Source organism: Micromonospora sp. NPDC049282, assembly GCF_043197045.1.
Taxonomy (GTDB): domain Bacteria; phylum Actinomycetota; class Actinomycetes; order Mycobacteriales; family Micromonosporaceae; genus Micromonospora.
This window is the reverse complement of record NZ_JBICSL010000005.1, coordinates 262,624-285,163: the sequence shown is the minus strand read 5'-3', so window position 1 is coordinate 285,163 and position 22,540 is coordinate 262,624. Positions and strand designations below refer to the sequence as shown.

Sequence of the window (22,540 nt, the reverse complement as noted above, 5' to 3'; positions counted from 1 at the left end):
CGGATTCCGCGGCCGGCGACCCGGTGCCTTCGTTTCGGCTCAGCGCAGGTAGATGTTCGGCGCGGCCGGCGTGCTCATGCCGTCACCGAGGTGGAAGCCCGGGTGCGGCGGCTGGTTGTAGGCGGTGTTCTGCCAGGCGACGGCGACCCGGTACTGCGGGTCGTGCATCAGGGTCGGCAGGCGCAGGCCGGTGGTGACGGGCGTGCTGTAGATGCGTAGCGCGCTGCTGTCGGCGGTGCGCCAGACCACCTCCTCGCGCCAGTCGCCGAGGATGTCGCCGGATAGCGCCGGGGTGGACTTGGTGCCGTTGTTGGACGCGACGTTGCTGCCGGTGAGCAGCCGGGTCTCGCCGCCGGTGCCGTACTTGTCGATCTTCGTGGCGTCGAGCAGTTCGCGAACCGGGTCGCCGTCCCACCAGATCAGGAAGTTCGCCGAGGACGGCTTGCGGCCCACGTTCTGCCCGCGCGTGTTGAGCAGGCCGTCGGCCGCCGACGACCAGGACTCCGCGCCGGGGCTGCCGGCCCAGACGTCGTCGGAGACGCCGCGACCGTTGTCGCCGTTCGGGGCGGTCTGCCACAGGATCTGGCCGGTGCGCGCGTCGGACATCCACGAGCTGGGCTTGCTGCCGTCCTCGTCGACCTTGAAGACCTCCAGGCCGGCGCGGCTCGGGTCGAGGTCGCCGACGTGCAGCGCGTCGCCGTGCCCGTTGCCGGTGGAGTAGAGCAGCCGGCCGTTGTCGTCGATGGTGGCGGCCCCGTACACGATCTCCTGGCGGCCGTCGTTGTCCACGTCGGCGACGGAGAGCTGGTGGTTGCCCTGGCCGGCGGCGGCGCCGTTGCCGGAGGCGTTGGAGTCGAACGTCCAGCGCTTGCGCAGCGTGCCGTCGCGGAAGTCCCAGGCCGCGATCACGGCCCGGGTGTAGTAGCCCCGCGCCATGATCAGCGAGGGGCGTTGCCCGTCCAGGTAGGCGGTGCCGGCGAGGAACCGGTCCACCCGGTTGCCGTACGAGTCGCCCCAGGACGAGACGGTGCCGCGCGGCGGGTCGTAGTCGACGGTGGACAGTGCCGCGCCGGTGCGGCCGTCGAACATGGTCAGGTACTCGGGGCCGGCGAGCACGTAGCCACTGGAGTTGCGGTGGTCGGCCGACGACGAGCCGATCACCTGGCCGGTGCCGGAGCGGGTGCCGTCGGCGGTCTTCATGGCCACCTCGGCGTCCCCGTCGCCGTCGTAGTCGTAGACCTGGAACTGGGTGTAGTGGGCGCCGGCGCGGATGTTGCGGCCCAGGTCGATCCGCCACAGCCGGGCGCCGGTGAGGGTGTAGGCGTCGACGTAGACGTTGCCGGTGTAGCCGGACTGGGAGTTGTCCTTGGCGTTGGACGGGTCCCACTTGAGCACGAACTCGTAGCGGCCGTCGCCGTCGAGGTCACCCACGCTGGCGTCGTTGGCCGAGTAGGTGTACGCCTCACCGCTCGGCGTGGTGCCCCCGGGTGGGGCCTGGATCGGCACGTCCAGGTAGCCGTTCGCGAACTGCAGCGCCGGGGCGGACGCCGCCTGCTCGGCGCCGTCCACCACGGCCCGCACGGTGTACGCGGACCCGGCGGCCGCGCCGCTGTCCAGGTACGTGGTGGCGCCGGTGATCGGACTTCCGTTGACCTTGGTGGTGCCCCGGTAGAGGTTGAAGGACACTCCTGAGGTCTCGGTGCCGAGCAGCCGCCAGGAGACGAGGTTCCCGCTGCCGGAACGGACGCTGACCAACCCTCGGTCGAGCTTCTCCATCTGCTTGGCGCCCGCCGGCGGCGTGGTCGGCGGCGGCGTGGTCGGCGGCGGCGTGGTCGGCGGCGGCGTGGTGGGCGGTGGCGTGGTCGGGCCGGACGTCGGCGGCGTCGAGGTCGGCGGCGCGCCGGTGCAGGTGGTGCCGTTGAGCGTGAACGCGGAGGGCACCGGGTTGGCGGCGTTGTTCCAGGAGCCGTTGAAGCCGAAGTTCGCGCTGCCGCCGGTGCCGAGGGCGGCGTTGTAGCCGGCGTCGCGAGCGGTGACCTGGGTGCCGGACTGGCTGACCGTGGCGTTCCAGGCCTGGACGATTTGCTGACCGGCGGCGAAGCTCCAGCCGAGCGTCCAGCCGTTGACCGGATCGCCGAGGTTGGTCACGGTGACGTCGGCGCCGAAGCCGCCGCTCCACTGGTTGGTGATCCGGTAGTCGACCCGGCAGGCGGCGGCCGCCGCCTCGGCGGTCACCGCGGTGAGCGCGCCGGCCGTCAGGGTGGCCGCCGAGGCCGCGGCGAGCAGCGCGAGCCGACGTGAGGTGGTGTGGTGCACGGGGTTGCCTTTCGCGAAGGTCGGGCACGCGGCGACGCCGGCCTGCCCGGACCGGCGGGAGTGCACGCGCCCTGACGCGACGGGACGCCGACATATCGACGTCTATGATTAGGCTCCGCGCCCCGCCAGCGTAGCCACCGCCGCACACCCCCACAAGCACGGACCGGGCGTCGGACCGGCTCGCAGGGCGGGCACGGCATCCCACGCGCGGCGCCCGGCGGAACCCCGCTCCTCGCCGACCACCCCGCGTAACGCCACCACAGCACAAGTCACTGCAGGGCGACACGCCGAGGAGCGCCGCGCGGGAGAGCAGCGCGCCGCGCCGGCTTCCCGAAGCGACGAGACGCGCCCACCGGCCCCGGCGGAGGCTCAGCTCTCGACGGCGGCGGCGAGCCGCCTCGACTCCCCCGACTCGGCGGACGGAGCCGGAGCGTCGGCCACCGCGGCGGACGGAGCCGGAGCGTCGGCCACCGCGGCGGACGGAGCCGGAGCGTCGGCCACCGCGGCGGGTGGAGCCAGGGCGTCGTCGGCCGGCGCCGAGGCGAGCGCCGCGTCGACCGTGGCGCGGGCCCGGCGGGCACGACGCAACGCCCGCACCGCCAGCACCACGGCGGCCACCCAGCCGGCGCCGAGCGCGGCGTAGACCAGGGCCGGCACCGGGCCGCCCAGCTCGCCGGCGCGCAGCAGGGTGCGGGCGTTGGTCAGCACGATCACGCCGCCGATGACGGCGCCGAGCACCTGGGCCGGCACGATGCGGACCAGCCAGGCCGCGATCGGCGCGGCGATCAGGCCGCCGACCAGGAGCGCGGCCACGGTGGGCAGCAGGAAACCCTCGGAGCCGAGACCGATCAGGAAGCCGACGCTGGCCGCGCCGGCCACCACGAACTCGGAGGTGTCCACCGAGCCGATGACCTTGCGCGGCTCCATCCGGCCGGAGACCAGCAGGGCCGGGGTGGCGACCGGGCCCCAGCCGCCACCGCCGGTGGCGTCGACGAAGCCGGCGACCAGGCCGAGCGGGGCGAGGAAACGGCTACGCAGCCGGCCGCCGGCGCGGTTGGCGCGCAACGGCCGGGAGAAGCGGATCAGCAGGTACGCGCCGAGGGTGAACAGGATGGCGGCCATCCAGGGCGCGGCCGACTCGGTGGAGATGGAGCTGAGGAACGTGGCGCCGGCGAACGCGCCGATCGCGCCGGGCAGCGCGATCCGGCCGACCACCTTCCAGTCGACGTTGCCGAAGCGCCAGTGCGACACGCCTGCGGCGAGCGTGGTGCCGATCTCGGCGAGGTGCACCGAGGCGGAGGCGGCGGCCGGCGCGACCCCGGCGACGAGCAGCAGGGTCGAGGAGGTCAGCCCGTACGCCATGCCGAGCGCGCCGTCGACCAGTTGCGCGAGAAGCCCGACGAGGGCGAGAACCAGCAGCTTGCGCACGAGCGCCCCCAGACTTTACGGCATCTCCTATCAACTTGGTCGACAATGCGGCACGGAGGCGCCCCCGGTCAAGTCCCCCATCCGGTTGGTGGGACACGCCGGACGGCCCGCGAGAGGGAGCCGCGAGAGCCCGATGCCGGCGGTCAGCTCCAGGCGCGCGGGTCGGCGGCCAGCTCGTTGACCCGGCCGGGCAGCGTGCCGGCGGCCACGTCGGCGATGGTGACCAGCTCCAGGATCTCCCGCTCGCTGGCCCGCAGCGCGATCCACACCTCCTGCAACGCGCGGGCCGCGCCCTGGTAGCCGAGCTGCTCCGGCCGCTGGCCGCGGACGTGCGCGAGCGGCCCGTCGATCACCCGGATCACCTCGGCCAGGGAGATCTCCGCGGCCGGACGGGCCAACCAGTAACCCCCCTCGGGGCCACGCTGGGCGTGCACGATGCCGCCCCGGCGCAGCTGGAGCAGGATGCTCTCGAGGAACTTCGGCGGAATGTCCTGCGAGCGGGCGACCTGTTCGGCGGTCACCGGCCGGCTCCGCCCGGAGGTCGTGCCCTCGGCGACCGAGGCCAGCTCGGCGGCCGCACGGAGGGCGTAGTCGACCCGGGCGGATAGGCGCATGCCGGCAAGGTTAGTCGCCTGCTCAGCCGCCCGGTCTCCCACCCCTCGGCCGAACGGTCACGGTTGTCTGCTCAGTCGCCGACCCGGCGCAGCAGACCCTCCTGCACGGCACTGGCGATGTGCCGGCCGTCAGTGGTGAACATCCGGCCGGTGGCCAGGCCCCGGGCGCCCGACGCGGACGGGCTCCAGCAGTCGTAGAGGAACCACTCGTCGGCCCGGAAGGACCGGTGGAACCAGAGCGCGTGGTCGAGGCTCGCGCCGACCACGCCGCCCGGCCCCCACACCTCGCCGTGCACCGACAGCACCGAGTCGAGCAGCGTCAGGTCGGAGGCGTACGCCAGCGCGCACGCGTGCAGCAGCGGATCGTCGGGCAGCTTGCCGTCGATGCGCATCCAGACCCGCTGGTGCGGCTCGGCCGGGCGGTCACCGGGGCGCACCCAGCCGGGCTCGCCGACGTAGCGGACGTCGATCGGGCGCGGGATCTGACCCCAGATGCCGAGCCGCTCCGGATAGCGGGCGAGCCGGTCGGCCATGGTCGGCACGTCGTCCGGACCGGGCACGTCGGGCGGGACCGGGGCGTGGTGGTCCAGCCCTTCCTCCTGCCGCTGGAACGAGGCCGACATGAAGAAGATCGGCTCGTCGTGCTGCAACGCCACCGAGCGGCGCACCGAGAAGGAGCGGCCGTCGCGGACGTTCTCCACCTGGTATTCGATCGGCTCGGCCGGGTCGCCGGGCCGCACGAAGTAGCCGTGCAGCGAGTGCACGGCGCGCTCCGGGTCGACCGTGCGGCCGGCCGCCACCAGCGCCTGGCCGGCGACCTGGCCACCGTAGACCCGCTGCGGGCCCACCGGCGGGCTCATCCCGCGGAAGGCCATCTCGCCGGTCCGCGCGAGGTCCAGCACCTCCAGGAGCTGGTCGACCGCCGCCTGCCCGGTCGCCGCCGGAGCCTCACTCACCGCACGACCCCCGGTCGACGTCGCCCGACCCGCCTCACTGGAGGGCCCGGGCCGCCGCGGCGTCGACCAGCGAACCGAGCTGGTGCACGCGCAACGTGTTGGTGGAGCCGGGGGTGCCGGGCGGGCTGCCGGCCACGATCACCACGTAGTCGCCCGGGTTGGCCCGGTTGAGGCCCAACAGCGCCTGGTCGACCTGGCGGAACATGTCGTCGGTGTGCTGGACGAACGGCATCAGGAACGTCTCCACGCCCCAGCAGAGCGCGAGCTGGTTGCGCACCTCCGGCACCGGGGTGAAGGCCAGCAGCGGCAGGTCGCAGTGCAGCCGGCTGAGCCGCTTGACGGTGTCACCGGTCTGCGAGAACGCGACCATGGCCTTGGCGCCGATGGCCCGGGCGATCGACGACGCGGCGACGGTGAGCGCGCCGCCGTGCGTACGCGGGTCGTGCTGGAGCCGGGGCACGGCGATCGAGCCGGCCTCGGTGGTGGTGACGATCTTGGCCATGGTGCTGACGGTGAGCACCGGATACTTGCCGACGCTGGTCTCGCCGGAGAGCATCACCGCGTCCGCGCCGTCGAGCACCGCGTTGGCCACGTCGGAGGCCTCGGCGCGGGTCGGGCGGGAGTTCTCGATCATGGAATCGAGCATCTGGGTGGCCACGATGACCGGCTTGGCGTTCTCCCGGCAGAGCTGCACGGCGCGCTTCTGCACCAGCGGGACCTGGTCCAGCGGCAGCTCCACGCCGAGGTCGCCGCGGGCGACCATGACGCCGTCGAAGGCCAGCACGATCGCCTCCAGGTGGTCCACCGCCTCCGGCTTCTCGACCTTGGCCAGGACCGGGCGGCGCACGCCCTCCTCGTCCATGATCGAGTGGACCAGCTTGATGTCGTCCGGTGAGCGGACGAAGGAGAGCGCGACCAGGTCGACGCCGAGGCCGAGGGCGAAGCGCAGGTCCTCGGCGTCCTTGTCGGACATGGCCGGGACGCTGACCGCCACGTTCGGCAGCGAGATGCCCTTGTTGTTGGAGACCGGGCCGCCCTCGGTGACCAGGCAGCGGATGTCGTTGCCGGTGACGTCGCTGACCTCGACCGCGACCCGGCCGTCGTCGATCAGCAGCCGGTCGCCCGGCTTCACCTCCTGCGGCAGCTTGCGGTAGGTGCAGGAGACGCGGTCCTTGGTGCCGACGATCTCGTCGCTGGTGATCACCACGGAGTCGCCGGTGCGCCACTCGTGCGGCCCGTCGGCGAAACGGCCGAGACGGATCTTGGGGCCCTGGAGGTCGGCGAGCACCGCGACCGGCTGCCCGGCCGCCTCCGCCGCCTCCCGGACCATCCGGCAGACCGACTCGTGGTCGGCGTGACTGCCGTGGCTGAAGTTGAGCCTCGCCACGTTCATGCCGGCCTCGACGAGCCCCCGGATGCGCTCCGGGGACGAGGTGGCGGGGCCGAGAGTGCAGACGATCTTCACGCGGCGGGTCACGCCCATCAGGCTAGTCTCTCCTCCGGATCGACCTGCCGGCCGACCCCTTGCGGACTGCGGAACAGTTGTCCAACGACGCGCGAAGAAACCCGCGCGGGCGGGCGGTAGGCGTACCGCACCGGAACGTCGTGTGTGGCGGGCATCGGCGACCGCGCGGCGGAAATCGTACCGCTCGCCGTCACCGGTCGACGGGGTGCTCCCGGGGATCCCGCCCGCCCGCCTCGCCGCGGGGCGCCGGCGGGCCGGCCGGCGGCAGCGTGGGCACGGCCGAGAACACCCGGTGCGGGTCGTACTCGCGCTTGGCCCGGCGCAGCCGGTCCCAGTTCGGGCCGTAGGCGAGGCGGACCCGGTCGATCTCCTCCGGCGCGAGCAGGTTCGGGTAGCCGCCGGGCAGCGCGTGCGGGGCCAGGGCTGCGCCGGTGCGCTCGGCCCACGCCCGGTGCGGCGCCGGATCGTCGCCCGGCGTCCAGACCGCGATGACCTCGGCCATCAGGTGGTCGGCGCGCAGGCCGAACGCGGTCTCTCCCAACCCGACCCGGCTGGCCGCGCCGTGGAAGTGGTGCAGCGCGATCGCCGACCACGGCGACGAGACGGCCCCGGCCGCGGCGGTCAGCGCGGCCACCACCGGCTCGTCCACCCGGGCCAACCACCGGGTACGCAGCAGGTAGTGGTTGCCGTCCGCCATCCCGCCGTCGAACAGGCGCAGCGCGTCCTCGTACGCCAGCGGGGTCACCTGGTCGACCAGCGGCGTGCCGAGCGCGCGCAGCCGGTCCACCGCGGCCCGGCCGGCCGCCGGGTCGCCGGTGTGGAACGGGGCGAGGAAGACCACCGGCTCCCCCGCCGGGCCGGGCAGGAAACCGCCCATCACCGTCAACTCGTCCGGCGCGTCCCGCACCGCCGCGCCGTAGCCGCGCAGCACCGCCGTCGCCTGCCCCAGCGGGAACAACAGCATGCCGGCGAGCACGGTGGTGAGGCGGTGGGTGCGGTAGCGCAGCGCGGTGACCACCCCGAAGTTGCCGCCGCCGCCGCGCAGCGCCCAGTACAGCTCGCGCTCGTGGTGCGCGTCGGCGGTCACCCGCCGGCCGTCGGCGAGCACCACCTCGGCGCCGAGCAGGTTGTCCAGCGCCAGCCCGAAGCGTCCGCAGAGCGGGCCGTAGCCGCCGGCCAGGGTCAGCCCGGCCATCCCGACCGCGCGCACCACGCCGGTGGGGACGACCCGGTCGTACGGCCGCAGGGCGGCCAGCACGTCGGCGGCCGTCGCCCCGCCGCCCACGGTGACCACCCCGGTGTCGGGGTCGTGGTCCACCCGGCGCAGCGCGGTGAGGTCGACGACCAGGCCGCCGTCGCGCAGCGCCCGGCCGGCCCAGTCGTGGCCGCCGGCGCGCGCCGACAGCGGCAGGTGGCAGCGCCGGGCGACGCGGACCGCCAGGGCGACCTCGTCGGCGTCCCGCACGCGGGCGACCAGCGCCGGGGTCGCGCCCGGTGCGCCGTTCCAGAGTCGTACGGCGGCCGGGAAGCCGGCGTCGGCCGGGGTGAGCAGGCGGTCGCCGAGCGTCTCGCGGAGCAGGCCGGCGGCGCGCGGAACATCCGGGGCGGAGGTCATGGCGGACTCCTCGGCCGACCCCGGGCCGGCGGCGCCGGGACGGGCCGGGGTCGCTGCTGCGCCGGACCGTAGCACCGCCGGCACGCGACCGCCGTCGCCCTCGCGACAGTGCCTCAGCTCTCCGTCTTGACCAGCGGGAACTCCAACGATCCGGCCGGGCAGAGGAAGGTGAGCACCTCCACCCGGTAGAGCCCGGCCTGCACCGCCGGGTCGGCCGCCATGACGCTGCGCACGTCGTCCACCGAGCCGGTGCGGGCCAGCCCGAACCCGATCGGCGGATCCGGTTCGCGGGCCGGACCGTCCACCGAGCCGTCGACCAGCACGATGCCGCGCCGCTGCAACGCCTGCATGTGCCGCAGGTGCTCGGACTGCAACCGCCGCACGGTCTCCTCCGGCAGGGCCCGGCCGGAGGGCCCGGGGTAGAGCACGATGCACTCGTACGTGTCCAGCGCGAAGTCGAGCCGGGGCGTCGCGCCCATGCGCACCTCCTGCGACGGCGTCCCGCCCAGCCTCGCACGGCGTCCCGGCCGCCGTGGGCGCTCGCGACAACTGGCCCGACCCGGCCGACCGGTTGCCGACGCGGCGGGCCGTTCGCCCGCCGCCCGGGTCCCAACCGGATCGACGATCGCCCGGCGTCCCAGGCCGCTGGTACGTTTCCCGGTACTGCCGAGCCCAGCCCCAGCGGAGGTTCCGGGTGAGCGACACTCCGCCCGACGGCGTCCGGTGGCCGGACGCCGTCGCCGCCACCGGCGGGGGCGCGGGCGCGGCGATCACGGCACGTGACTGGTCCGACACGCCGCTCGGCCCGATCGACGACTGGCCGCAGAGCCTGCGCACCGCGCTGGCGCTCTGCCTGCACTCCCCCGCCCCGACCGTGCTGTGGTGGGGCGACGGGCCGCTTCCGCTGCCCAACGACGCGTACCGGCGGCTGCTCGGGCCGGGCCGGGACGCCGCGCCCGGCCGGCCGGGCGCCGAGGTGTGGCCGGGCGACTGGGACGCGCTCGCCCCGCTGCTGGCCGGCGTACGCGCGGGCCGGGGCGCCGCGGACAGCCCGGACGTGCCGGTGCGACGCGCGCCCGAGGACGCCGGCGAGGACCACTGGTTCACCTTCACGCACAGCCCGGTGACCGACGAGTCGGGCCTTCCGGCGGGGGTGCTCACGGTCGGCGCCGAAACCACCGCGCGGGTGGTCGGCGCGGGGCGGTTGCGGCTGCTCACCGCGCTGGGCGCCGCGCTGGCCGACGTCACCGACCCGGAGGAGGTGGCCCGGCGGGCGGTCAAGACGCTGGCCGGTGCCGCCCCGGTTCCGTTCGTCCAGCTCCACCTCGCCACGCCGAACGGCACACGGCTGGCGGCCGCGGACGGGGTCGAGAACCCGCCCGGCCCGGTCGACGGGTGGCCGCTGGCCGAGGTCCTGGCCGACGGCACGCCCCGACTGGTGCCCCCGGCCGGCGACCGACCGGCCGACCCGGTGGTGGCCGTGCTGCCGGTGCCCGACCCCGGCGCCGCCGCGCCGGCCGGGGTCCTGGTCGCCGCGCTGGACCCGCGCCGCCCGGTCGACGCCGACCAGCGGGCGTTCGTCGAGCTGCTGGCCAGGCAGATCGGCGCCGCGCTGGCGGTCGCCCGGGCGCACCGTCACCGGTCCGCGGACCGCGCCGAGCTGCGGCTGTCCCGGGTGCTTTCGGACCGCGCGCTGCGGCGGGCGGAGGCGCTGGCCAGGTTGGCCGGGGCGCTCAGCTCGGCGCGGGGCCGGGAGGCTGTCGTGGAGGTGCTGACCACTGTCGTCCCGACCGTGGTGGACGCCGTCGCGCTGCGGGTGGCGATCGCGTCGCCCGGCCGGGCCGTGCTCGACGTGGCCGGCGACGACGCGCCTGCCGGGCCGCTGCCGATCGACGCCGACGTCCCGCTGGCCCGGGCGGTACGCGACGACGCGGTGCTGCCGCTGGCCGGCGCGGACGGCCGACCGACCGGTCTCTGCCTACCGCTGCGCTCCGGTGACGGCGGCACGCTCGGCGCCCTGGAGATGCGCTGGGTCGGCCCGGTCGCCGACGACGAGGCGCTGCGCAACCTGCTCGACGCGGTGGCGGCGCTGTGCAGCCAGGCGCTGCAGCGGGCCGAGCTGACCGGGTCGGCGCAGGCGATGGCCGGGTTCGCCGCCCGGCTGAGCGTGACCCGCTCCACCGCCGAGGCGATCGAGGTGATCCTGGACGCCGCCACCACCGCGCTCGGCGCCGAGCTGCCCGGCCTGGCCATGCGGGCCGAGGGCCGCCGGGTCCGGCTCTGGCACCACGACGACGTCCCGGGCACGCTGGCCGCCACGTTCCACGACCTGAGCGTCGACGACCCGCGTCCGATCGTGCGCGCGCTGCGCGACGGGGAACGCATCGTGCTGCGTGACCGCGCCGACTTCGCCGCCCGGTTCCCCGGCCTGCCCGACCCGGTCGGCGGGCACGGCCTGGTGACCACCGTGGCACTGCCGCTGTTCGGCGCCGGGCACCGCCCGATCGCCTCGCTGGGCTTCGGCTGGCGGCGGGAGCGCCCGCTGCGCGACACCGACCTGGCGCTGCTGGACACCGTCGCCGACCTGTGCGAGCAGACGTTGGAGCGGGTCCGGCTGGCCGCCGCCGAGCACAACCTGGTGACCCGCCTGGCCGGCCGGCTGCGCAGCTCGGCGCTGACCACGCCGCGCGGGATGGAGGTGGCCACCCGCTACCGACCGGCGATGAGCGGCCTGCACCTGGGCGGCGACTGGTACGACCTGGTGCGGCAGGACGGCGACCGGCTGGCCGTGGTGGTCGGCGACGTGGTCGGGCACCAGGTCGAGGCCGCCGCCGACATGGCCCAGCTGCGCACCATGCTGAACACGCTGATCCGGTTGGGCGTGCCGCTGGAGGAGGTCTTCCTCCGGCTCACCGAGCTGCTCGGCGTCGGCTTCCTCGGGACCTGCCTGGTCGTGGTGGTCGATCCGGTGGCCCGTACGGCGCGCGTGGCCCGGGCCGGGCATCCGCATCCGGTGCTGCTGCCGGCCGGGCAGCCGCCGCGCGCCGTGCGGACCGCGCACGCCCTGCCGCTGGGCATGGTGGACCAGCCGATGACGGTCACCACCATCGCGTTCTCCCCGGGCGACGTGCTGGTCGCGTACACCGACGGGCTGGTGGAGCGACGCGGCCGGCCGTACGACGAGGGTGTCGCGGCGCTGTACCGGTCGTTGGTCGCGGTGCGCGACGAGCCGGTGGAGGCGATCGCGGACGCGCTGCTGCACGACCTGGCCGGCTCCGAGGACGACCAGGCGCTGGTGGTGCTGCGGCACCTCGGCTGACAAGGCTTCGGTCGCGCCGGGGCACCCGGAGGAGAACGTGGCGGCGGCCTGACCGGCCCTCTATGCGTGGCGTGATCGAGAAACTACGGTGGGAAGGATTCTCGTGAGTGGGGGTCCTCAGTGGTGGAATTCGACTACGTCGTCGTGGGCGCCGGCGCGGCGGGCTGCGTGCTGGCCGACCGGCTGACCGAGGACCCGGGCACCCGGGTGCTGTTGCTCGAGGCCGGCGGCTGGGACCGCAGCCCGTTCGTCCGGGTGCCGAAGGCGTTCTCCCGGCTGATGGACGATCCGCGCACCGCCTGGCACTACCCGGCGACGATCGGGCCGGACCGGCGGGAGACCTGGCAACGCGGCCGGATGGTCGGCGGCTCGACCTCGGTCAACGGCATGATCTGGAGCCGCGGCGCGGCCCGGGACTGGGACGCGCTGGCACCGCTGGGCTGGGGCTGGTCGGCGGTGCGGCCGGCGTTCCAGCGGCTGGAGGACCATCCGCTGGGGCCCGCGCCGCACCGGGGCGTCGGTGGGCCGGTGCGGCTCTCCGTCGCCACCGGCACCGATCCGCTGGCCGAGGAGATGGTGGCCACCGGGGCGGAGCTGGGCTGGCGGCCGGTCGACGACCTGGACGCCGACGACGACGAGCGGATCGGCTATCCGACCGCGACCATCCACCGCGGACGCCGGGTCAGCGCCGCCGACGCGTTCCTGCACCCGGCCCGGCGCCGCGCCAACCTGACCGTCGCGGTCGGCGCGGTCGTGCTGCGGGTGCTGGTCGAGGGCGGCCGGGCGGTCGGCGTACGGGTGGCGCACCGGGGCCGGGAGGTCGAGCACCGGGCGGCCGGCGAGGTGATCCTCGCCGCGGGCGCCCTGGCCACCCCGCAGTTGTTGCAGGTCTCCGGCATCGGGCCGGCCGACACGCTGCGCGCCGCCGGCGTGCCGGTGCTGCTCGACCGTCCCCGGGTGGGCGCCGGCCTGCGGGAGCACCGGTCGATCGCGTTGCAGTACCGGCTCGCCGGGCCGGGCGGCCACAACGCCCGGCTCGGGACCCCGCTCGGGCAGGCCCGCGCGGCGGTGCGCTGGCTGCTCACCCGCGGCGGCCCGCTGGCCCTGCCGGTGCTGGACGTGGCCGCCCACGTGAAGTCCCGCCCGGATCTGGACCGCCCGGACGGCCACCTGCTGATGGCGCCGTTCTCGGCCGCGCCGCCCCGCCCGGGCCGGGCGCTGGAGCTGGAGCGGGAGCCGGGCGTGATGTGCCTGGGCACGGTGACCCGGCCGGACAGCGAGGGCAGCCTCGCCGTCACCGACCCGGACCCGCGCGTCCCGCCGGCGATCGTGGCGAACTATCTCGCCACCGAGCACGACCGGCGGGCGGCGGTGGACCTGTTCCGCCGGATGCGGGAGTTCTTCGGCACCGGGCCGATCGCCGAGCGGATCCACGCGGAGACGGTCCCCGGCCCGGCGACCCGGACCGACGAGGAGATCGTCGAGGCGGCCGTGGCGCGCGGCTACTGCGGCTACCACGCGATCGGCACCTGCGCGATGGGCGCGGACGACGACCACGTGGTCGATGCCGAGCTGCGGGTGCGCGGCGTCGACGGGCTGCGGGTGGTGGACGCCTCGGTGCTGCCGGTGATGGTGGCGGGCTGGACGAGCGCCCCGGTGACGGCGCTGGCCTGGCGGGCCGCCGACCTGATCCGGGGCCGCGCCGACGGGTGAGCGTGTTCGTTCCGGGCCCGCCCGGGGGCGGGCCCGGAACGGCTCAGACCGCGAGGCAGTTCGGCCGGATCGCGGCGCCCGCGAGGGTCTGCCGCACCGCCGTGTAGGTGGTGCCGTCGAGGACCAGGCCGAGGTGGCCGACGACCCGCAGCGGGCACCACGCCTGCACCAGGACGTTCGTCGCGCCGTCGGCGAGCACGGCGTTGTCGACCGGCCGGACCAGCTCGTCCTGCCAGGTGCGCAGCGTGGTCCAGCGGACCGGTCCGGGGGTGTCGTCGCCGGCGTTCAGGTCGGCCAGGAAGCTGGACCCGATGGTCATCTGCTGGCAGGCGACGATGCCGGCGCAGCTGCCCAGCCCGACGAAGTTGACGATGTTGGCGACGTAGGTGCCGTACTGCGGGCTGCCGAGGCTGACGTACTGGTCGACCTTGTCGGCGCCGCCGAGGAACTTGACGTACCAGCGGCTGACCAGGCCACCCTCGGAGTGGGTGACCAGGTCGACCCGGCTCGCGCCGGTGGCGGCGCGGACCTGGTCCAGGTAGGACGACAGCGCCCGGGCGGACTCGCGGATGTCGCCGAGGCCGAGGTTGGGCAGTTGGTAGATGGAGACCCGGTAGCCGTCGGCGCGCAGCCGGGCGGCGATCGGCTCGTAGGCGATGGAGATCCCGATCAGGCCGCCTACCACGACGACCGGGTCGGCGGCCGCGGCGGCGGCCCGCTCGGCGGCGGTGACGGTGCTGACGGGGGTGTCGGCAACGGTGGTGGTGACGGCGCTCGGCCGGGTGGTGGGCGCGGCGGCGTGGGCGGCGGTGGCCGGCACGAGCAGGGCGGTGGCGGCGGTGGTGGCCAGGATCGTTCGGAGCAGCATGGGCTGCACCTCCGATGGGAGGCACCCGGTCGGAACCGGGAGGGACGGGTGGGATCCGATCGATCGTGGGAACGATGATGCGTGGCCGATTTCACACACGTCAATGAAAAGTTACGCGCCGGTAACCCGTTGTTACGCAGGGCGCGTGAATCCCCAAATGGGACGGACGGCGGCGCCCCGGGCGGCCGGCGCGGATGGCATGCTGGGCGCCGTGTCCGCTCCACCGCCAGCCGTGTCCGCCGCACCGCCGCCGGAGAAGCCGCTCCGGGTGATGCCCTGGTGGCTCGCGCTGCTCGGGCTGCTACTGGCCGTCGGTCTCGGCTGGCTGGCGCTCGACCGGTTGCTCGCCGAGGCCGACCGGGCCGTCCAGCCCGACACCCGGGCCACGCTACGCGTCGACGCCATCCGCACCGGCCTCACCGTGGTCGCCGGCACCGGCGGCGGGCTGGCGCTGCTCCTCGCCGCCCGTCGACAGTGGATCAGCGAGCGCGGCCAGCGACACCAGGAGGCCGTCGCCGCCCGCGACCAGGCGCACCGCGACCGGGTGCAGGCGCACGCCGAGACGGTCGCCGAGACCGCGACGCGGCACCAGGAGCGCCAGGCCACCGCCGCCGAGCACGACGCCGTCGAGCGCCGGCTCACCGAGCTGTACGTCCGCGCGATCGAGCTGGTCGGCAGCGACAACCCGGCGGTACGCCTCGGCGGCCTGCACGCCCTGGAACGCCTCGGTCAGGACAACCCGGAGCAGCGGGCGACCACCGTGGCGGTGCTCTGCGCGTACCTCCGGATGCCGGCCCCCGACGACCCGCGCGAGACCGAGGTGCGCCGCACCGCGCAGCGGACGCTCACCCGGCACCTGCGGGCCGACCAGGAGAGCTGGTGGCCCGGCGTCACGCTGGACCTGACCGGCGCCCGGCTGGACGGCTTCGACGCCGCCGGCTGCACCCTGGCGGACCTCGACCTCACCGGCGCGGTCTGCACCGGCACCACCAGCTTCGCCGGCGCGGTCGTGCACGGCCGACTGCGGCTGACCGCCGAGTTCGCCGACGTCGTGTTCGACGACCTCACCGGCGACGCCGAACTCGTGCTGGACGACGCCCGGATCACCGGCCGGGCCAGCTTCGACCGGGCCGACCTCGGTGGCACGCTGTCCTGCCGGGGAACGAGCTTCGGTCAGGCGTCCTTCCACGCCGCCACGCTGCGGCAGCCGAGCAGCTTCGACCGGGCCACGTTCGCCGGCACCGCCACCTTCCGCAAGGCGACGTTCCTGGGCGGACTGTCCATGGAGCACACCACCTTCGGCGCGTACGCGGGCTTCCGCCGGGCACACTTCGCCGACCTGGCGCTGTTCCGCTGGACCGAGTTCGGCGCGGAGGCGTGGTTCGAGGGCGCGCGCTTCGAGGGCGGCACCAACTTCGGCCGGGCCGTGTTCCACGGTCGAGCCCGCTTCGAGGGCGCCTCTCTGGCCCGCCGGCCGCTGGTCGACCAGGCCCGCGCGTCGACGTCCGCCACCCACGTCTGGCCCCCGGACGTCACCGTCACCCGGCGCGACGACGACTGGCTCGTGCTCACCGACCCGTGACGGCTGGTCAGTTGCCCAGGGCCTGGACCTTGGCGATGGTTTCCTGCACGTGCTGGCGGGCCGGCCCGCCGCCCTGCGCGGCCTGGGCGAGCGCCTGCCGGTAGGCGTCGATGACCCCGATCAGCGGCCCCGCCGTCGCGCCTTCGAGCGCGCCGGCGACCAGCGCCCGCGCCTCGGCAGCGTCCTGCGCGGCGGCGGCCGTGCGGGCCTTCGCCTCGTCCAGCTTCTGTGCCGCCGCCGCCAGCCTGGCGATGACCTCCGCAGCACTCACAAAGCCCTCCCCTGTCCACCTCACGCCACCCTACCGCCCACCCCACGCCGTCCCACCCCACCGCGCCCCACCCCACCCCGCCATGCTCACAGTCAGCGGAGGAGGCGGAAGAGGAGCAGGTAGAGGCAGAACAGGGACGGCGAGACCAGCGCGCAGATGACGAAGCCGAGCGGGACGTAGCGACCCGGCGGGGACTCGGCGTCGGCCAGCACCGGCCGGCCCCAGCGGGCCAGCACGAACTGGCCGGCCACGAAGGACATCAGCGGCACCCCCGCGCAGGACAGCGCCGCCACCAGGTCCAGCCCGGACACCGGCAGCGGCGAGCCGACCAACGCGACCAACATGAACAGCGAGCCGACCAGCGCGCACCCGACGTAGACCGCGACCGCCCGGGCCGGCGCCGACCAGGTGGGCAGCAGCGCCGGCCGCCGCGCCAGCGCCTCGGTCTCCTGCCCGTGCCGGTCGGCCTCGTCGGCCAGCCGCCCGGCCGTCGCCAGCTCTGCCGCCGGATCTCCGGGGTACGCCCCGACGCCCGGCCGCCCCGGCGCGGCGGCTCCGCCGCCGATCCCCCCGTCCCCCGGTCCGGGTCCGACGCCCGTCACGGGTCCGCCCCCCGGTCCGGGTCCCACGGCCGTCGCGGGTCCGGTCCCCGGTCCCGGTCCGGCACTCGCCGGGGGTCCGGGGACCGCTCCGGGACCCGCGCCCGGTGCGGGTCCGGCCGGCGGCGGCGCGTCCGGGACCGACCCCATCGGTACGCCGACGGCCTCCCCGAGCCGGTCGAGATGCGCGCCCTGGGCGGCCAGCCGCTGACCGAGCGTGTCCACCCCGGACTGGAGACCACGCCGCCGCTCCGCCTCGGCCGCGATCGCCCGCTCCCCGCCGCGCTGCCGGGTGGACAGCTCCCGGATCAGCGCCGCGTACTCGTCGAACCCACTCATGAGTTGTCCCGCTCGTCGGCGAACGGCACGATCAGTGCGGTGCGGTGGTCGTGCCGGTCGACCAGCAGGGCGCGGCCCTCGCGCGGCGTCCAGGCGAGGTCGTGCGCACCCAGGTGCAGGCCCAGGTCGGCGGCCGGCACGTTCAACGCGACCAGGCCGGTCATGTCGTCGCGGTGCCCGCTGCCGCCGAGGTCGTCGGCGAGCCGGCGCAGCCCGCGCCACCAGCCGAGCACGTGCACGCCGCGCGCCGGGCCGTGCCGCAGCACCGCGCGCAGGTCGTCGTGGCCGGAGCGGAACGTGCCGGGGTCGGTGGCGGCCAGCGTGCCGGCGGCGGCGTCCATCCCGAACGCCACCAGATAGGTGCGGCCCGCCCCGGGGGCGTCGCCGGCCAGCTCGGCGAGGAGCGCGCGCAGCGCGTCGACGTCGAGCCGGCGGACCGGGTGGCCGGCGGCGGCCAGCGTCATGGCCAGGTCGTCGGCGAGGTCGGTGGTGCCCGGGGCCAGCGGCGCGAGCAGGAACCGGGCGGTGCCCGGGGCGTGCTGCCGGGCCAGCGACAGTGCGGCGCAGCGGAGCAGCTCCGCCCCGGTGGCGGCGGTGCCGACCACGGCCAGGTGCCGGCCGGGGCTGGCGTCGAGGGCGAACCCGGCCGGGCTGCCGGCGACGTCCACGACGCGGCCGACCAGGGCGTACGGCGGGTCGGCGCCGGGCGCCAGCGCGGCCCAGGCGGGGTCGTCGGCGAGCCGGGGCGTCTCGTGGCCGCGGAAGACCGACGGCGGTCGGGACCCCTCCGGCCGGGCGGCGTGCAGCTCGTGGCGCAGCGCCGCGAGGTCGGTCGCGGCGGCGTGCGCGTCCGGGAAGCGCACCTCGACGTCGGCGCCGGGCGCGCCGGCGGCGGTGTTCACCACGGCGGTGCCGACGGTCAGCCCGCGAGCGGCGTCGTTACGGGGGTCCAGCACGGCGTCCCCGCCGGGCAGCGCGATGCGCAGCGGGAACTGGCCGAAGATCGCCTCCGCCCGGCCGTAGAGTGCCTCGATGCCGGTGGTGCTCTGGCTGGCCAGCACCAGGTGCAGGCCGTACGAGCGGCCCTTGCGGGCCAGCTCCTCGATCAGGTCGACCGCCTGCCGGGCCAGCGCGTCGTTGCCGGCGAACAGCACGTGGAACTCGTCGACGACGGTGACGATCCGGGGCGGCCGGGCGTTCGGCGGCAGGTCGGCGAGCCGGCTGACGCCGTGGCGCTTGAGCAGGTCGGCCCGGCGGGTCAGCTCGGCGCGCAGCTCCCGGAGCACGGCCACGCCGTACTCGCGGTCGGACTCGATGCCGACCGCGCGGGCGTGCGGCAGCCACGACGGGTCGCGCGGGGTGGGCACGAACTCGGTGAAGCTGACGCCCTCCTTGAAGTCGAGCAGCATCAGCCGCAGCTCGGCCGGGGAGTAGCGGGCGGCCAGCCCGTAGAGCACGTCGAGCAGCAGGACCGTCTTGCCGGCGCCGGTGCGCCCGCCGACCAGCCAGTGCGGCGTGGCGTCGTCGAACGCGACCGTCACCGGCCTGCGGCCCGCCCGGCCGAGCACGGTCCGCAGGCCGGCGCCGGCCGACTCGGTCCAGCGGGACGCCGGCAGCAGGTCGGCGAACGTGACGCCGGAGCTGTCGTCGGCGGCCTCGGCGAGCCGGCGGGCCAGCGCCGTCACCACGGCGTGCGACGGGTCGCCGTCGAGCACCACCGGCGCGGCCAGGCCACTGCCGTCGACGCTGAACGGGCGCCCCGGCGGGTCGCCGACCAGGGTGTAGCGCTCGGTGACCCGGAGCTGGGTGGTCGCGCCCAGCGGCGGCGCCGCGCCGACTCCGGCCGGCGGGTGGCCGGACTGACCGGACTGGCCGGGCACAGCGCCTGCCCCGGCCGGCCGGTGGCCGGCCAGCAACACGCAGACCGCCGCGGCCGGGCCGGCGTGGGTCAGCGCGGCCAGCCGGGCCAGCTCCCGCGCCGGCGGCGCCGACGCGACGACCACCACAAGCAACTCGCGGTCCTCCGGGTCGGCCCGCTGGGCGGTACGCGCGTGCCGCTCCGCGGCGTTCAGCAACGCGGTCGTCTCCGCCTCGGTGGTCGCCGCCGCGCCGAGCACCCCGGCGTCGTGCAGCGGGCGCAGCGGCAGGAACGCCGCGCCGAACGCGGCCTGGTCGATGCCGACCACCCGGACCGCGCCGGCCGGGGCGGCGGTGAGCAGCCGCACCACCACCGCGCGCAGCAGCTCGCCGACACGCGGGTCGCGGGCGTCCGCGTCGATCGCCAGGTGGGCGCCGGCCCCCACCGGCACGAGCACCGGGAACGCGCCGTCGACGGTCGTCGCCTCGCCGAGGCGTACCGGAACGGGATGCGTCGCGACGCGGGCGGTGCCGGGCACCGCGGCGGCCAGCTCGCCGCCCAGGCGGGCCAGCCGGGCGACCAGCTCGGGGCTGCCGACCGGGGCCGGGCCGGCCGCCCCCAGCATCCGCCGGGCCGCCTCCCAGTGGCGCAGCGCCTGCCGGTGCCGGTCGACCGCCTGCCGGTACGCCGCCGCGAGCCTGTTCACCGTCCGCCCTCCGACGCCGTCTGCGATCGAGGGAACCCTAACGGACGCGGGCGAGCGGAGCACGGCACGCTCGGCACCCGAGGTTCGTCCACTGTTCACCCGGCGGCGGCCGGTCCCGCCGCCCGCCGTTCCCCCGACCCGACTTGCCTACCGGTGCAACCTCGTGTGCACAGGAAGGCAACGACGTGACCTCCTCTCCCCTTTCCCGGCGGTCCCTGCTGGGCGGCGCGGCCGGTGGCCTCGGCATCGTGGTGGCCGGCAACCTGGACGCCATCGCCGGACCGGCGGCGGCCCGGGCCGCGTGCCGCCCCGCGGTCGGCTACGGCGACCTGATGCCGGACCCGGCCGGCCTGCTGGCCCTGCCGCCGGGCTTCTCGTACACCGTCGTCGCCCAGGCGGGCGCGACGCTGCTGGAGTCGGGTCAGCCGACCCCCAGCGACGCCGACGGCACCGGCTGCTTCCGTGGCCCGCGCGGGTCGGTGCTGGTGAACAACCACGAGATCGGCGGCGACGAGCCCTACCCGGTGCCGGCGCTGCCCGGCCTCACCTACGACCCGGGCGCGCGCGGCGGCACCACCACCATCGAGGTGGACCGGCACGGCCGGCGGCTGCGCGAGTACGTCAGCGTGGCCGGCACGCACAACAACTGCGCCGGCGGCATCACCCCGTGGGGAACGTGGCTGACCTGCGAGGAGACCGAACAGCGCGCCGGTGGGCAATACCAGAAGGACCACGGGTACGTCTTCGAGGTCGACCCGCACGACCGGGCCGCCAACACCGACCCGGTGCCGCTGGCGTTCCTCGGCCGCTACTCCCACGAGGCGGTGGCGGTCGACCCGTACACCCACTCGATCTACCTCACCGAGGACGCGAGCGGCCCGAACGGCCTGTACTTCCGGTGGACGCCGCCGCCCGGTTTCCGGGCCGGCAAGGGCGCGCTGCGCGCGCTCGCCGAGCGGCCGGACGGCGGCACCGCCGGCACCCTGGAGGCGATGCGCTGCCGGCGTGGCGACACCCACGTGGCCGACCTGTCCGAGGCCACCACGCCCGGCACCCGCTACCGGGTGGAGTGGGTGGAGGTGCCGGACCGGGACGCCCGGAGCGTGTCGGTGCGCAAGCAGTTCGCCGACGGCGAGGTGACCCGCAGCCGCAAGCTGGAGGGCGCCTGGTGGTGCGACGGCGGCGCCTACTTCGTGGCCAGCTTCGCCCGGCACACCGACGGCAGCGTCAACGAGCACGACGGCCAGGTCTGGTTCTACGACCCGCGTCGGCAGACCGTGACGCTGAAGACCATCTTCGGGGTGAACACCGACCCGGAGGCCGACCACGGCAACTACGACGGGCCGGACAACATCACCGTCTCCCCGTACGGCGGGGTGATCCTGGCCGAGGACGGCGAGGGCGTGTCGCACCTGGTCGGCGTCACCGAGCAGGGCAAGCCGTACGCGCTGGCCCGCAACGAGCTGAACGACAGCGAGTTCACCGGGCCGACGTTCAGCCCGGACGGGAAGATCCTGTTCGCCAACATCCAGACGCCTGGGTACGTGTTCGCGATCACCGGGCCGTGGGGGCGGCCGACCAACGCGCACCGCTGACCTCGCTCCGTGGGCCGGCGGCTCCCTGGCGGGAGCCGCCGGCTTCGCCTTACCGGTTCAGTTGCAGACCTTGGAAGGAAATGGCCGCCGGAGGGGCCCTCCGCTTCCAAGATCTGAGCGCGTTGTCCACAGGGGCCACGCGGCCGGCACCGGGGCGGGCAGTGTCGGGCGGGTGGGAGAGTCATGGGCGGGGATGCGGCGGGCGCTGCCATCGGACGACGCGGACGAGTTGACCTGGTTGTTGTTCCGTCAGGACGATGTGCTCAGCCTCGGTCAGGCACGGGCACATCTCACGCGAGGAGCGATCCGACATCGGGTGGCTACCGGTCGATGGCGTCAAGCCCACCGTGCTGTTCTCGTCGCGCACAACGGCCCTGTCGGTCCCGCTCAGCTCCGTTGGATCGCGGTGCTGGCCGCCGGCCCGTCCGCGCTGCTCGGTGGCATCACCGCCGCTCAGGCGGGTGGCCTTCGTGGGTTTCCGGACCGCGTCATCCATCTGCTCCTGCCCGCCACCTGTCGTCGTGCTCCACTGCCGGCCGGGGTGCGAGCACACCGGACCACCCATCTGCCTGAGCGGGACGTGGTGCGGGTCGGCCAGCCTCCCCGGACGACGGCTGCGAGGTCGGTGATCGACGCGGCCCAGTGGGCGCCTTCCGACGCGCAGGCCCGGGCGATCGTCGCGGCGGCGTTCCAGCAACGGTTAGTGGGCGGTGACGACCTGCACGAGGTGCTGAGCCGGATGCTACGAGTGCGCCGTCGGCGGCTCCTCCTGTCCACCGCCACGGACGCGGCCGGGGGTGCACATTCGCTGGGCGAGTTGAACCTGCTCGACCTCGTACGTCGCGCCGGCCTGCCCGAACCGACCCGCCAGGTGGTCCGGCGCGACGCCGCGGGCCGGCGACGCTACCTCGACGCCTACTTCGACGAGTGGCGGGTGCACGTCGAGGTGGACGGGGCGCAGCATCTCGACCCGGCGCACGCCTGGGCGGACATGCACCGACAGAACGCGCTCTGGGTCGAGGGCGATCGCGTCCTCCGGTTCCCCTCCTGGGCCCTGCGCGACGACCCGGAAACAGTGATCGACCAGTTACGAGCCGCCCTCCGGGCCGCCGGCTGGCCCGGATAAACGACTGGCAGCGTCGGCGATCTTGGCGATCTTGGAAGAAAATGGCCCCCAGAGGGGCCTTCCGCTTCCAAGATCTAGCGTTCTTCCGGGTTACTGCGGCTGCGGGCGCTCGGCGACGCGCGCTCGCCTCACTCGTGGAGAACGTCGGTCTGCGGTTCGAGCACGGTTGG

General features: G+C 75.4%; 16 protein-coding genes. 5 read left to right on the top strand and 11 right to left on the bottom strand.

Features of this window, described 5'->3' with window-relative positions:
- Positions 1–39: 39 nt before the first annotated feature.
- From ACGFI2_RS12305 to ACGFI2_RS12275, 7 genes are all read right to left on the bottom strand, one after another.
- A complete protein-coding gene (locus tag ACGFI2_RS12305) occupies positions 40–2,316 on the bottom strand; it encodes a cellulose binding domain-containing protein (RefSeq protein ID WP_393514812.1) in 2,277 nt (758 codons plus the stop codon).
- A 369-nt stretch (positions 2,317–2,685) separates the two neighbouring features.
- Positions 2,686–3,744, bottom strand: coding sequence for a sulfite exporter TauE/SafE family protein (locus ACGFI2_RS12300; protein WP_393514809.1), 1,059 nt, complete (start codon positions 3,742–3,744; stop codon positions 2,686–2,688).
- A 143-nt stretch (positions 3,745–3,887) separates the two neighbouring features.
- A complete protein-coding gene (locus ACGFI2_RS12295) occupies positions 3,888–4,358 on the bottom strand; it encodes an RrF2 family transcriptional regulator (RefSeq protein ID WP_393514806.1) in 471 nt (156 codons plus the stop codon).
- A gap of 71 nt (positions 4,359–4,429) precedes the next feature.
- The gene (locus ACGFI2_RS12290; protein WP_393514803.1) at positions 4,430–5,314 is read right to left on the bottom strand and encodes an acyl-CoA thioesterase; all 885 of its coding nucleotides are present in this window, start codon (positions 5,312–5,314) and stop codon (positions 4,430–4,432) included.
- 34 nt (positions 5,315–5,348) lie between these two features.
- Positions 5,349–6,797, bottom strand: a complete 1,449-nt coding sequence (gene pyk, locus ACGFI2_RS12285) for a pyruvate kinase (RefSeq protein ID WP_393514800.1) — start codon at positions 6,795–6,797, stop codon at positions 5,349–5,351.
- Positions 6,798–6,969: 172 nt separating this feature from the next.
- Positions 6,970–8,394, bottom strand: a complete 1,425-nt coding sequence (locus ACGFI2_RS12280; protein ID WP_393514798.1) for an FAD-binding oxidoreductase — start codon at positions 8,392–8,394, stop codon at positions 6,970–6,972.
- A 113-nt stretch (positions 8,395–8,507) separates the two neighbouring features.
- The gene (locus ACGFI2_RS12275) at positions 8,508–8,873 is read right to left on the bottom strand and encodes a YciI family protein (RefSeq protein ID WP_393514795.1); all 366 of its coding nucleotides are present in this window, start codon (positions 8,871–8,873) and stop codon (positions 8,508–8,510) included.
- A gap of 215 nt (positions 8,874–9,088) precedes the next feature.
- Between ACGFI2_RS12275 and ACGFI2_RS12270 the strand changes: the two genes are divergently transcribed.
- Both ACGFI2_RS12270 and ACGFI2_RS12265 read left to right on the top strand, forming a co-directional pair.
- Positions 9,089–11,713, top strand: coding sequence for a SpoIIE family protein phosphatase (locus ACGFI2_RS12270; protein WP_393514792.1), 2,625 nt, complete (start codon positions 9,089–9,091; stop codon positions 11,711–11,713).
- A 123-nt stretch (positions 11,714–11,836) separates the two neighbouring features.
- Positions 11,837–13,426 (top strand): GMC family oxidoreductase, encoded by a 1,590-nt coding sequence (locus tag ACGFI2_RS12265; RefSeq protein WP_393514789.1) that lies wholly within the window; start codon positions 11,837–11,839, stop codon positions 13,424–13,426.
- A 43-nt stretch (positions 13,427–13,469) separates the two neighbouring features.
- Here ACGFI2_RS12265 and ACGFI2_RS12260 read toward each other — a convergent pair whose 3' ends face one another.
- Positions 13,470–14,294, bottom strand: coding sequence for a lipase family alpha/beta hydrolase (locus ACGFI2_RS12260; RefSeq protein ID WP_393514786.1), 825 nt, complete (start codon positions 14,292–14,294; stop codon positions 13,470–13,472).
- Positions 14,295–14,505: 211 nt separating this feature from the next.
- Between ACGFI2_RS12260 and ACGFI2_RS12255 the strand changes: the two genes are divergently transcribed.
- Entirely contained in the window at positions 14,506–15,876 is a 1,371-nt protein-coding gene (locus ACGFI2_RS12255) for a pentapeptide repeat-containing protein (protein ID WP_393514783.1), read from the top strand.
- A gap of 7 nt (positions 15,877–15,883) precedes the next feature.
- Here ACGFI2_RS12255 and ACGFI2_RS12250 read toward each other — a convergent pair whose 3' ends face one another.
- The 3 genes from ACGFI2_RS12250 to ACGFI2_RS12240 all read right to left on the bottom strand — a co-directional run bounded on the left by ACGFI2_RS12250 (position 15,884) and on the right by ACGFI2_RS12240 (position 19,649).
- Positions 15,884–16,147 (bottom strand): DUF6244 family protein, encoded by a 264-nt coding sequence (locus ACGFI2_RS12250; protein ID WP_393514780.1) that lies wholly within the window; start codon positions 16,145–16,147, stop codon positions 15,884–15,886.
- Between the two features lie 92 nt (positions 16,148–16,239).
- Positions 16,240–17,085, bottom strand: a complete 846-nt coding sequence (locus tag ACGFI2_RS12245; RefSeq protein WP_393514777.1) for a hypothetical protein — start codon at positions 17,083–17,085, stop codon at positions 16,240–16,242.
- A complete protein-coding gene (locus tag ACGFI2_RS12240) occupies positions 17,082–19,649 on the bottom strand; it encodes an FtsK/SpoIIIE domain-containing protein (RefSeq protein ID WP_393514774.1) in 2,568 nt (855 codons plus the stop codon). The genes ACGFI2_RS12245 and ACGFI2_RS12240 overlap by 4 nt, the downstream gene beginning before the upstream one ends.
- 185 nt (positions 19,650–19,834) lie before the next feature.
- Between ACGFI2_RS12240 and ACGFI2_RS12235 the strand changes: the two genes are divergently transcribed.
- Together ACGFI2_RS12235 and ACGFI2_RS12230 are read left to right on the top strand one after the other, a co-directional pair.
- Positions 19,835–21,244, top strand: a complete 1,410-nt coding sequence (locus ACGFI2_RS12235) for an alkaline phosphatase PhoX (protein ID WP_393514771.1) — start codon at positions 19,835–19,837, stop codon at positions 21,242–21,244.
- 625 nt (positions 21,245–21,869) lie between these two features.
- Complete coding sequence (locus tag ACGFI2_RS12230; protein ID WP_393514768.1) at positions 21,870–22,370, top strand: endonuclease domain-containing protein; 501 nt, start codon at positions 21,870–21,872, stop codon at positions 22,368–22,370.
- Positions 22,371–22,540 lie beyond the last annotated feature (170 nt).